The following is a 12475-nucleotide window of genomic DNA, read 5'->3' on the forward strand; positions in this document are numbered from 1 at the left end:
TAGGTGTACTGTTGCCATGGGCGCAACAGTGGAGCGGGCGGTTGGTTCGTCAGATGCCCAAGATGTCAAATGTCTGGTTACGCTCGACAGATGCCCCTAACCGCTCCGTAAAGATCTTCATAACTGGTGGCTCGCCACGTGTCGTAATCGCCCAGTGATAGTATCCATAGATTTGCGCGGCCCGATAGTCCGACCAGGCCTCGTCCCAGTCAGGAGCAGCAGCGCCGTGCCTCTCCAGCAGCGCGAGATACTCGCGAAGCAGTGCCTTTTCATGGATCTCCGCTTCGCCAACTGTCAGCACCGCACTGATATGGTAGGCCACATCAAGTGCCCAGTGCCCTTTCTGGATGAGTTGCCAGTCGGTGAAACCCAGCCCGTCCGGGAGCTGGAACAGGTTTCCGGCATGACAGTCACCGTGGACAAGCCCTCGGCTCTTGCTTCTGTTGCGGACCGCAAGCGAGCGCATCGCGTCGTGCACCAGGCCTGCGCTTCGCGTACGGGATCGTAGACCGGAGGCTCTGCCGTCATCAAGCAGCGCCTGGAGGCGCTCTGCTGAATAGTGTGGCCGGGCCGCGATGGCTTCGATGCGATTGGGAAGCCAGTCGGTGGTTTCCAGCGGTGCTGTGAGGCTGTGCAGGCGAGCGAGTTGGTCGAGGCTCTGTACCGCAAGTTCCGGTGTGAACGGCTCCAGCGCCGTGCAGAAGCGCGCGCCTGCGACCACCAGATCGTCCATAACGAGGATGCCTTCGCCTCGTTCCTCGTCGAGCAGTATCGCCGGCACGGTCGGAAGGCGCATGGTGGTGAGCGGCGCGATCTCACGATAGAACCTGCCTTCCCGAATTGTGGTCAATCCGCCGCCACCGGGAGTTCCCCAGAACGCCTTGAGGCAAAAGGCGTGCTCGATATTCGCCGTATTCTCGAAACGAACCCGGATGCGCACTTTTGATGCCATCGTGCGGATAACCTCCGCCAACTCGACCGACACTACTGGCGCACCGCCCGACAAACCTGCGAGCGCAGAGGATAGCCAATCGGGATCGATAGCCTCCTCCATCGTGGCAGGTATCGGTACGCCGGTGCTTCTCTCGTCAGTGGTCATGACAATTGGGCCACAACCTGTGGCAGATCCGCCGTCGTCAGTATTCCGGGGGATGCTGCGCAAACATAGGGGATCGCATTGACCGGGCGGTGCGCGGTGAGGTTGGGCAGGACTGTCCGCCGCTTATCCTCCGGGATCGGAAACCCGATGCTGATTTCGAACGGCGTATCGCCCTCTACAGTGACCCTCCACCCGTCAGCGCGCAGGTCCCAGGCTTTGTCGATGTCTTGCGTGACAAACCAGTTGCAGCGAAACCGCAGGACCGGTTGGCCATCGCGCAAGCCGGTGGTCACCATGCGCTGGCCCGCGATCGTGCCGGCGGCGATGGACGTTTCGTGCAGCCTTGTCGGGGCCATGGCAAGCGCGACCTCGCTGGTCACCTCGAAGCCATCGATTGCGATGCCGATCGCTTCCGCAAGTGCGAGAAGCGAGTGATTGAAGACTTCATCGCGCTCGTAGAATTGGCGTGCCGCGAACGCCTCCGGCGTTTCCCCGAAGCCCATGACCCCAAGCAGCATCTCCTCAGAGCAGCCGTCGATGCAGTTTGCGAACTCATCGATGGTCAGCAAATCCAGCCTGCGGGAAAGCGAAAGCAGGACGATCGGCAGCGCTTCAGTAATGAAACCCGGGCTACTGCCCGAAGTGTGCAGCGAACTGTTTCCCGCTGCACAAGCAGCCTCGATCCTTGCGCGAACGTCTGTGGGCATGCTCGCGGGATGGAAGAACTCGGCGCGGGTCGAGGAAATGTTGATCCCGTGCTCGAGGAGCGCGCAGACATCGTCATAATCGGTGCGCTCTGGCATATAGAGAACACAGTCCGGGTTCAGGGCGATGATGGACCTGAGATCGCGCACGGCAGGCAAGCCAACTTCCGGCAACCCGCAGAGTGTGCCTGCGTCCACGCCTTCCTTGGCTTCGGAATAGACCTTGACGCCTACGAGTTCCATATCCGGGTGTGTCAGGACGGCGCGCATAGCCGCACTCCCGACTGTCCCGGTGGCCCATTGAACCACGCGAATGGGCCTGTTCACGGAACGCTGGGTCATCACTCTGTCTCCTTCAGGGCAGCAAAGGGGCGACGCTGCTTTTCACTCCGCAACGCCCGCGGCTTCTAATCAGGATAGTTGAGCGCCGCCCTCAACCAATGAACATGCCGCCATTGACTGCGAGGACCTGTCCAGTGACGTAACTGGCCCCGTCCGAGGCGAGGTACTCGCACGCTGCCGCTATGTCCTCCGGCGTGCCTGGTCGCGGGATGGGAATGTGCTGCGAAATCACGTCCAATGGCGGGAACGTCCCCGCCGCAATGCCCTGGTCCGCCATCGGCGTGGCGACGACCGATGGCGGAATCGTATTCACCGTGATCCCGTGAGCCGCGAACTCGCGTGCAAGAGCCCTTGTCAGGCCGATGACGCCGCCTTTGGCCGCCGAATAATGTGCTCGGTCCGCAGCGCCCGACTGGGCAGCATGAGACGAAATCGTGATGATGCGCCCCCACTTCGCTTCGAGCATGTCGGGCAGCGATGCCTGGACGGTATGGAAGACCCCGGTGAGGTTGATGTCGACCATGCGCTGCCAGATCTCGACTGACACATCCTGAAACGGGATCCCTTCAGAGATACCGGCGTTCGCCACGACAATGGCGATCTTGCCCAGTTGGTTGCGAATTACCGCATAGGCCGCCTCGATTTCTTCCCGCTTGGAGACGTCGACCTTTCGGGCTAGTATGTTTGCACCTTGAGCACGCAGGGCGGCCCCTTCGCGCTCCAGCGCATCCTCCTGAACGTCGAGCATCGCCACGGGATGCCCCTTGCGGGCGAAGAGCTGCGTGATGCCAAGGCCGATGCCCGATGCACCGCCGGTCACGACGACGACGCGATCCTCTGTCATGAAATGCCTCTTCCAATTGTTTCTGTTCTGTGGGCCTAAAAGGCGACAACACCGGCTCGTCAGTCTTCCTTGAGGCCGAGGCCGTAAGCGAGCGCGGTGAGATCAACCCTCGGAGCGGGCTTCAATTTGACTCGAAGCTCAGACAGACCACGGACGATGAAGCTCGCGTCGTAATTGAGATCACGGTTCCCGCGAGGGCCGTGCACCGTCTCGTCAAGGTCGATGTCGGAGGTAAGCGCGAGGAATTTCTCCAGTATGACGCGTACTTCAACCCGGGCCAATGGCGCACCGGCGCAAACATGCTTGCCGCGCCCGAAAGCCACATGTTCCTTGATCCGCGGACGATCGAGCTTGAAGTCCTCGGGACTGTCCCAGCGCCTCGGATCTCGATTGGCTGCAGCCAGCGAAAGGAGCAGCTTGGTGCCTGCCGGAATCTCAATACCGCCAACGCGGGTATCCCGGCGCGCGAGCCTTGCCGTCTGCTTGGTCGACCCTTCCAGTCGCAATACTTCCTCAAGCAACTGCGGGATCAGTGACGGATCGGCCCTCAACTTTGCCTGCAGTCCGGGCTGGTCGGTGATGTAGCGGATCGAGTTTCCGAGCAGCTTGGCGCTCGTGTCCTGCCCGGCACCGAAAAGGAAAGTCGCCATCTTTACCAGTTCGTTGAGGTCGGGAATGCTTCCGTCCGGAAACGTCGAATGCGCAAATTCGGTAAGGATGTCCTCGCGCGGGTTGGCGCGCCTATCCTGAATGTAACCAGCGAAGTAGCCACCCATCACCACCAGCGGGTGGGTCGCTGACGAGAAGTCGTTCTGCCCTGCATCGAGGCTACCCGGGGGCGGCGCGGCTTCAATGACGTCCATGAACAACTGCCGATCCTCGGCCGGAACTCCTAGCAAATCGGCAATCACGAGGGTAACGAAAGGTGTCGCCACCTCTGAGATCATCTCGCAACCGCCCTTGGCGACCATTTCTCTGACGATCTTGTCGGAATACTCCTCGATGAACTGTTCGTTCGCTTTCAGCCGCGAAGGCGTGAACAGCTTGTTGAGAAGCGAACGCATCTTGGTGTGCAGTTCATCATCGTAATTGACCAGCAGGTCTCCCCCCAGGAACTGGTCCCGATGAGCCTCGACCTCATTGGTGATGTCTGGTCCGGAAGGTTCGAACGGCAGTGGCGCCGCGGCGCCCTGCAACCCGATGATTGCCGAATAGTCCACGGTGTTCTTGAGGACCTCCAACGTTTCATCGAATCCCGTGACGATCAGGTAATCCCGGCCGGGAGGCTGATAGACAGGCCCATGCGCGCGAATGGCCTCGAAGAACGCGTATGGATCCTTCAGGATTTCGTAGTCAGTGAAATAATCGCGCTCTTCCATGGCCTGCATCTGACCCACTCCTAACCCTTACGTCGCGCTTGAGCGCGAATCTATGCAACTTGTGATTGCATAGGTGATGGAAATCGAAGTCGTCAATGGCGACGAGCTGGTGACGATCCACTTCCCTTCCGACGGGGTCGATTCTTCACCCCCGCGATGATGGACTGGCGTGTCGAAAATGGTGACGACACCATACAGTGGGTCAATCTATGCAATTTATGGTTGCATAGACGACTCCATGGTGCTCACGTCAGGAGACCCTCCGGGCCCGTGTGCGTGTCAGGGCAGATTTAACGCCAAATGGCTAATGAGAGCAGTTCAGGAGGTGGTCCATGAAAGTACAGGATGTTTCGCGTCACTCCATCAGTGAGCTTATTTCCCTAAGCGGACGCGGTGCAGTGGTGACCGGTGCCGCCTGGGGGCTGGGCAAGGCGACCGCTCGGCGGCTCGCGGAGGCCGGCGCCTCCGTCCTGATCGCAGACATTGATGAAGAAGGCGGTGCGGCAACTGCTCGCGAGATTGCGGCCGCTTACGGCGCCAATGTAATTTCTGCGCGTATGGATGCCAGTGATGTCGAATCGATCGCTGCGGTGGCTCAACTCGCGCGAAGCGCATTCGGCAAGCTGGATATCTGGGTTAACAATGCGGGCGTGCCTTCGTTCACTCCTCTGCTCGAACTGGAGCCGGAAGAATTCGACAAGGTGACCGGCATCAACCTTCGTGGCACCTTCGTCGGTGCTCGCGAAGCGGCCCGTCACATGATCGCCGATGGAAACGGCGGGGTCATCGTAAACGTCGCCTCTCTGGCCGGGGTGATGGGAATTTCGGAGAACCAGGCTGCCTATTGTGCTTCAAAGCACGGAGTTGTTGGTCTCACCAGGCAGATGGCCATCGAACTAGGCCCTAAGGCTATACGCGTGCTGGGCGTCGCCCCAGGGTTCTCCCTGACGGAAAAGACCATGTTCATAGCCCATTGGGACGAGGAAACTGTCAAGAATAGCCCGATCCCGGGAATTGGCGCCAGCCGTCTCGGCCGTGTCGGTGTTGCGGATGATATTGCGCGTGCCATCCTGTTCTGTGTTTCCGATCTTTCGATGTTCATGACTGGCAGCACACTTCTGCTTGATGGTGGGATTGCCGCATAGAAAGGTGCCGTTCGAGCACCGCTATAAGATCAGGATCAGCTCAGCGGTGCTCGGGCCTTCCCAAGAGCACCTTCTGCCTGTCGGTCATGATGACGCTGATGTCGTTGTCGATCGGCCAGCGCCATCGGCCTGGCGGCCGATGGCAGAGAGGAGACCTTCGGTATTGAGCGCTTATCAAGGCGGATTGCGTATTTGAGTTGATTCTGCCCGGCTTGGGCCCACGAAAGCGAGCAGCCGGTAGCTGCCATTAAATGGTTGTCTCGATAGCCATGATGAAATTGGAAGGCCCACCTGCGGAGGCAATCACGCCAAGGTAAGTTTTGCGGCCAGCACAATAAACACGAGGCCCGCGCCCTGGTTCAAACGGGCCTGCCGCACCGGAGCCTGCCTGATCCAGCCTTGGATCGGATGCGCCGCCCACGCTACAACAGAGAAGCATATTGCGGAACACGCCATGAAGACCACGCCCAGCCTCAGTTTCGTCGAACGCAGGCCCGCGGGGAGGCTGCGGAAACCGCCGGGGCCGTAGTCTTCGAGCCTTTGCTTCTCCTCCGGCTCGCCATCGGGATCGGTCGCGTAGAGGGATTGGCAGGGCCTGGGACATTGCCGTCATTCCCGGATCAGCGTCGAACGGGCGACTTTCAACCGAACACCGGACATTCTGGGTGACCCAAGCAGCGGCAGGGAACCGGAATGGCTGGCCGATTTCGGAAGTTCAGCTTACCGGTCGCATGCACCAGATAGATGCGGGTCGGCTTCCGGCATAAGCATAGCTGAGGCAAACGGCAAATTGCCGATCGGGAGAGCCGCCATGGGAAACATTGGCGTCGCGGGTTTGCACCCCAACTCGAACATCACCTATTCATTTCCCGATAAATAAAGGACCCGCCATGCGCGCGTACTCCTCGGCTGGGAGTTTTTCGACCATACGATCATAGGTCAAGAGCCCGTTCAGCTCTCCTTCCACATCGGTCGTTTCGGTATAAACGGATGCCGCGAGCCCGTTCTCCTTCGCCTGACGAACGATGGCATCGAACTTGATCCGGTAGCGCCGCCGGAAATCTTCGGTGTCGGCAGCGAACTGATAGATGCGCGCGTCGCGATCGGTGAACCACACATGACCCGGAACCGGGAGGCCCACGCCGCCGTATTCTCCCGTCACGATCGGCCTGTCAGCCTGTTGTCCAGGTGTAAGGGGCACTTCCTCGTAAGTGTGTATATCGTAAACGTCCGACCCGCTGTCCGCCACGTCGAGCCACCCGCTCGCGGTATTGACCAGCCTGCTGGGGTCCATGCTCTTTGCGATACCACCAACGGTCTTCGCATCGTATTGCCCCCACCCTTCGTTATTGGTGACCCACATCACAATCGAGGGGAACGCCCGCAAGGCGCCGATCATCCGCGCCAGTTCCTGCTGGTACTGGGCCATGCCCGCCGAGGAGAACGTCGTCTGCCATTCGCTGCCACGGCGCACGGCCTGATCACCCAAGGCTCCCGAAGGCATGTCCTGCCAGATCAGGATGCCGAGACGGTCTGCATCGTAGTAATACCGCGCGGGCTCAACCTTGATATGCTTGCGCAGCATATTGAATCCCGCCTTCTTGAGAAAGACGATGTCACTTCGTGCGGCCTCTTCCGACGGCGGGGTCAGCAAGCTTTCGGGCCACCATCCCTGATCGAGAGTACCGTTGTGGAACAACGGCTTGTTGTTCAGCAGGAGCGCCAACTTGCCGGTCCTCGGGTCGATGCCGGTGGAAATCTTGCGCATGCCGAAATAGCTTCTGACGGTATCCAAAGGTTCCCCCACGACAGATGCCTTCGCGTAGGCCTGCCGCTCCTCGGTGGTCATCGGCGGCAAGCCGGGCCTGCCGCCCGCCCCGCCCTGCGGAGGTGCGACTTTCACCAGTTCGGCCTTGAGATCATAGAGATAGGGATCGTCGGGCGACCATAGCCGGGCGCCCGGAATCTTCAGCTTTACCTGGCGATTGCCGCGCATCACCGTACTCGCGATCACCTTGCCCTTGTCGAGGGCGGTGACGCGAACGGCATCGGCGGGCGTGGTAGTGCCACTGAGCGCCACATCGATGGTCAATTCGCCTTTGTCGATGTCCGGCACCGCGCGCAGATCGGCGATATGAAGGTCGGCCACAGGCTCCAGCCACACGGTCTGCCAGATCCCGCTTACTGCCGTATACCAGATGCCCTGCGGATCAAGTGTCTGCTTGCCGCGCGGCTGGTCGCCGGTCGAAGTCGGGTCGGTCACCTGCACGACGAGTTCGTTGTCGCCAGGGCGCAGGTAGGCCGTCACATCGAAGTTGAACGGGTCGGAGCCGCCCTTGTGACTGCCCACGATGGCGCCATTGACGACGACGGTTGCCTCAAAGTCGACCGCGCCGAAATGCAGGAGCGTTCGTTGGCCCGGCCATTTTGCCGGGAGAGCGAACGTGCGCTTGTACCAAAGCCGGTCTCCCGGCAGCAGCTTGCGCGCCACTCCGGACAGCCGGGATTCAACCGCGAAGGGGACGAGAATCTTACCGTCCATGGTTTCCGGTCGCGGCGCGTTCGCGGGGCGGATCGCGTAATCCCAATGGCCGTTCAGGTTCATCCAGGTGTCCCGCTCCAGTTGTGGGCGGGGATAGCTGCGCCAGGCATTCTCGGCGGTGACCGCCTTACCCCAGCGGGTCATGATCGGGCCGACATAGCTCGGTTCGCCGCCAACCGATGCCGCAGGCGGCAAGACAGTCTGTGCATAGGCGGCATTTTGGCCAATGCCGAGGATGAGCGCGACCCCCAACAACAGTGAAGAGCGAAACATCCAATCCTCCTTGATGGTGCAAATGAAACGAATGAAATTACGCTAGGAGCGTGGAATAAGGCGCACTGTCAGGAAAATGGCGGAGCCCGACAGCGCCAGCATGGTGGCCAGGAACAGCATCGGCGCAAGATCGCTGTCCGTGGCGTCGTGAATGCGGGGAATGATCGTCTGGGCCAAGAACCCGCCGAGATTGCCCACGGAGTTGATCGCGGCGAACCCGGCCGCCGCAGCGGCCCCGCTCAGGAAACGGCCGGGGAGCACCCAAAAGAAAGGCTGCCCGGCGAAGATCGCGGCGGCCGCGACGCACAGCGCCGCGAATTGCAGCGCCGGCCATGGCACCACCGTCGTCATCACCAGACAGAAAGCTCCGAGGAAAGCCGGGGCGACGATGAAGCGGCGGAACCCCGAACTGCGCGCCGCCAGGGCCGGAAGGCCCCACAGGGCAGCTGCGACGACAAGCCAGGGGATCATGTTCAACAACCCGTTGGTGGCGTCGCCGACGCCGAACCCGCGAACGATGGTCGGCAGCCAGTAGCTCAGGCCATAGGCCGCAAGCGGAAAGCCGACGAAGGCCAGGCACAGCACGATGACGCGGCGATCGCCCAGCGCGCGCAAGGGGTTGCCATGATCCCGCGATCCACCTTCCGCCGCCAGTGTAGACGCCAGCCATGCCTTCTGCTGCCCGGTCAGCCAGGGTGCGTCTTCCGGGCGGCGCGGCAACCGGGTGAGCACGAGGGGGACCAGCAGGAGCGCGGGAACCGCAGTGGCGATGAAAACCCATTGCCAACCGCGCAGGCCGCCGACATCGTCGAGTTCGAGCAGCAGGCCACCAAGCCCGGCGCCTACCGCGTTGGCAAAGGTGCTCGCGAGCAAGAACAGGCCGATCGCCCTTGCCCGTTGCCCCTGCGGAAACCACAAGGTCAGCAGATAGAGCACCCCGGGAAAGAAGCCGGCCTCTGCGACACCGAGCAGGAAGCGCAGCGCATAGAAGCTCGCAGGTGTCCATGCGAAGGCCAGCGCCAGCGTGACGAGCCCCCAGCCCCCGATGATCCGCGCGAACCACAGGCGCGGCCCGACCCGCTCCAGGATCAGGTTGCTGGGGATCTCGAAGATGCAGTAGCCCAGGAAGAACAGCGCCGATCCCAACCCGTACGCCGCTTCGCTGAGCCCGAGGTCGCCGACCATCTGGAGCTTGGCGAAGGCAACGTTCTGCCGATCGATGTAGGCGACGAGATACAGCAGGCAGAGCAGAGGCATCAGGCGCCAGGTGATGCGCCGGAGCGTGATCCGGCCGATGTCTTCCAGCGGCGCGGGCGGTTCGGAAGAGCTGCAACTTGCCATGCCGGTCAGAATTTCACCCGCGCGCCGAGGCTGTATACCGTCTCGTCCCCGTTGAGCTGGAAGACCACGCGCTTGTCGCCCCAGTAACTCGACGTCTTGCTGCGCAGGATGTTGGTGCCGCCGATGTCCAGACGCAGGGCCTCGGTCACATCGTAGCCGATGCTGAAGTCCAGGCGACCGGCAGGGCGCACATATGTCAGGAACACCGGCACATAAGGATCGTTCACCCGGTCCGCGTCGAACGGCCGCAGCGCGACGCCGCCGGTGTTGTCGGCGTTGATGTAGCTGGAACGGTGGGTCCAAATCAGCCTGCCGCTCAACCCGTGCTTGTCGTAGAGCAGACCTGCCGTGTAGTTGTACTTGGATACCCCGACCAGAGGATAGCCGGCAAGGTTGTCGTCACCCTTGATCTTGGAATCGGCCATCGTGAAAGCGCCCTGCACGCCCAGTCCGGACAGCACTCCGGGCAGGAAGTCGAAGAAATACTGCGCGCTGACTTCCACGCCCTTGAGATCGACCGACCCCACGTTGCGCGGCGTCGAGATCAGGTAGTTCAAACCGTCGATCGTCTCCTGCGTGTTCGAGGTGACGACGCGATCCTTGATGGAGCGATAGTACCCGGCCACCGAGATGTAGCCGCTGCGGAAATAGTATTCCGCCGTGATGTCGATGCTGTCCGACTTCTGCGGTCTCAGCGCGGGATTTCCGCGCGTGCCGGTGTTGAGCAGGAACACGTTGCCTACCAGCGTCAGGGACTCGCTGGGATTGAGCGAGGCGAAGTCGGGCCGCCGGATCGAGCGGGAATACGTCACGCGCGTCTGGAAAGACCCCGGAAATTGCAAACGCGCGGTCGCTGAGGGAAGGATGTCGGTATCGGACGTTTTCGCGGTGATCGGGCTGAGTGTCGCCCCCTGTCGCTCGAACCCGGCTATTGTGCGCTCAGTCCGGATGACGCGGGTGCCAATGACGCCGTCGAGGGTCAGCGAACCCAGCGGAATCTCGTAGGATCCCTCCACATAGCCCGCATACGTGGTTTCATGAGCGTTGAATTCCTTCGTCGGATCGAAGTCCGGCTGGCGCAGCGGCAGGCCGAACAGCGAACGCAGTTCGTTACGTCCACGTTCCGAACGCAGGTACGCAGGGTTAACTCCCAGGAACGGTACGCCGCCGTTCAGACGTGGCGCCACGCCGATGATGCTGAGAAAGTCGGGCGAGAGCGGCAGGCTGGAGATCAGCCGCGCGTTCACTTCGGTCGGGGTGCCGATGTTGCCGAAGCCGATCGACTGCACCGTGTTGGTCTGGCGCACTTCCTGGAACCGCGCATCGCGCTTTGCGTAGCGCAGGCCCGCCTTGATCCTGGGCAGGATGCCGCCGACCTCGTACTCCCCGTCAAGGCGAGACTGGAACAGCTTGCCCTGCCCCAGCGTGTAGTTCTGGTTGATCGAGTTGCGCAGCGACAGGTTTTCCGAACTCAATGGAATCGACGGGTCGATGGTGAACGACGGGCCGTTGTGATCGTTGAATTCGACGAAGACCGTCGGCACGCGCTGCCCGACTTCAGCGTTGAAGTTCTGGAGGAACGAGCGCGAGGTCTGGTATGCCACGTCAAGCACCAGCTTGGCCCGGTCCTGCTCGAAATTCAGGCCGCCCGCGATCATCTTGTTGCGCTGCGTGACGTCTTCCGAAGAGCTGTTCTGGTTGATGACGACGTTGTCGAAACGTGCGCTCTTCAGTTCGCACACCCGCTGCACGGTGAAAGGCTGAATACCCACGGTGCCGTCGGCATTGTTGACGAGTTGCGGATTGGTGCCACCGGCGTTGACGCGGGCATCGAAGCAGTAATCGCTGGGCGTGATCTCCGAAATTCGCGAACCGTTGGTGAAGGGCTGCGGGTTGAAGCCGACGAAGCCCGTCGTGCTGCGAAACTTCGTATACAGGCCATCCGCATAGAACTGGAGCGAAGGTGTGGCCTGCCACTGCACGGCGGCGTTGGCCTGGACGCGGGTGATGTCTCCGACATCGGGCATGTTGCGCAGCACCTGCGGGATCAGCAGGCCCGGCACGTCGAGGGGTGTTCCGCCCGAATAGCGGCGTTCTCCCAGGTTGGTGACGCTGCGGATGTTCTCCGCCTGCGAATATGTGACATTGATCAGTGCGCCGATCTCGCCGATGGAGGTGTCCGTCTGGCCGGCCGCGAGCACACCGAACTGCGGGTTGCTCGCATCGGCGATGGTCGCGTAGTTCTGGCGCGCGGTAAGCACCAGGGTCGGCTTGCGGAAGCTGAACGGGCGGTTGAGCCGCAGGTCTATCGCACCGGCGACGCCGCCCTCGATCTGGTCCGATGTCTGCGACTTGAAGGCGTCGATCCGCGCCAGCGCCTCAGCCGGAACATCCTGCAGGTCGAAGCCGCGCCCGGTGGTGGTGATGACCTCTCGCCCGTTCACGGTCGTGAGGATATCGGTCAGGCCGCGAATGCGCACGGTGGACAGTTCGTTGTTGCGGTCGTTCTGGACCTGAATGCCGGGAACGCGCTGGAGGGCAGCGGCAACGGTCGGGTCAGGCAGCTTGCCGATGTCCGTCGCGACGATGGAATCGACCACCTGCACGGCATTGCGCTTCACTTCGGCAGCGCGTTCCAGCGACTGGCGAACGCCGGTGACGATGATGTCCGGCCCCCCGTCCGCGACCCCATCGGCACCCACGTCGGCACTCACGCTCCCGGTCTGCGCCGTGCTTTCCGAGGGCGTCGTCTCCTGAGCAGCAGCACCCGAAATGAAAACGAAGACCGCTGTAATTGACACGGCGC

Annotated in this window: 8 protein-coding genes; 1 reads left to right on the top strand and 7 read right to left on the bottom strand. The window is 61.5% G+C overall.

Annotated elements, in window-relative coordinates; genetic code table 11:
* Positions 1-49 precede the first annotated feature (49 nt).
* From LO787_RS03750 to LO787_RS03765, 4 genes are all read right to left on the bottom strand, one after another.
* A complete protein-coding gene (locus LO787_RS03750; protein ID WP_232494526.1) occupies positions 50-1099 on the bottom strand; it encodes a phosphotransferase family protein in 1050 nt (349 codons plus the stop codon).
* Complete coding sequence (locus tag LO787_RS03755) at positions 1096-2145, bottom strand: NAD(P)H-dependent amine dehydrogenase family protein (protein WP_232494527.1); 1050 nt, start codon at positions 2143-2145, stop codon at positions 1096-1098. The genes LO787_RS03750 and LO787_RS03755 overlap by 4 nt, the downstream gene beginning before the upstream one ends.
* A gap of 91 nt (positions 2146-2236) precedes the next feature.
* Positions 2237-2989, bottom strand: a complete 753-nt coding sequence (locus LO787_RS03760) for an SDR family NAD(P)-dependent oxidoreductase (RefSeq protein WP_232494528.1) — start codon at positions 2987-2989, stop codon at positions 2237-2239.
* Between the two features lie 59 nt (positions 2990-3048).
* Positions 3049-4377 carry a cytochrome P450 gene (locus LO787_RS03765; protein WP_232494529.1) on the bottom strand — a complete coding sequence of 443 codons (1329 nt, stop codon included), beginning with the start codon at positions 4375-4377 and terminating at the stop codon, positions 3049-3051.
* A gap of 323 nt (positions 4378-4700) precedes the next feature.
* Here LO787_RS03765 and LO787_RS03770 point away from each other — a divergent pair, with 323 nt between their 5' ends.
* Positions 4701-5513 (top strand): SDR family NAD(P)-dependent oxidoreductase, encoded by an 813-nt coding sequence (locus LO787_RS03770; protein WP_232494530.1) that lies wholly within the window; start codon positions 4701-4703, stop codon positions 5511-5513.
* Between the two features lie 862 nt (positions 5514-6375).
* Here LO787_RS03770 and LO787_RS03775 read toward each other — a convergent pair.
* From LO787_RS03775 to LO787_RS03785, 3 genes are read right to left on the bottom strand one after another with little or no spacing between them, the layout of a single operon-like run.
* Complete coding sequence (locus LO787_RS03775; protein WP_232494531.1) at positions 6376-8328, bottom strand: glycoside hydrolase family 2 protein; 1953 nt, start codon at positions 8326-8328, stop codon at positions 6376-6378.
* A gap of 42 nt (positions 8329-8370) precedes the next feature.
* On the bottom strand, positions 8371-9669 hold the full coding sequence (locus LO787_RS03780; RefSeq protein ID WP_232494532.1) for an MFS transporter: 1299 nt from the start codon (positions 9667-9669) through the stop codon (positions 8371-8373).
* Positions 9670-9674: 5 nt separating this feature from the next.
* A complete protein-coding gene (locus LO787_RS03785) occupies positions 9675-12383 on the bottom strand; it encodes a TonB-dependent receptor (RefSeq protein WP_232494533.1) in 2709 nt (902 codons plus the stop codon).
* Between the last annotated feature and the right edge of the window lie 92 nt (positions 12384-12475).

The sequence above is a fragment of the Novosphingobium kaempferiae genome, from assembly GCF_021227995.1.
GTDB classification, from domain to species: Bacteria; Pseudomonadota; Alphaproteobacteria; order Sphingomonadales; family Sphingomonadaceae; genus Novosphingobium; species Novosphingobium kaempferiae.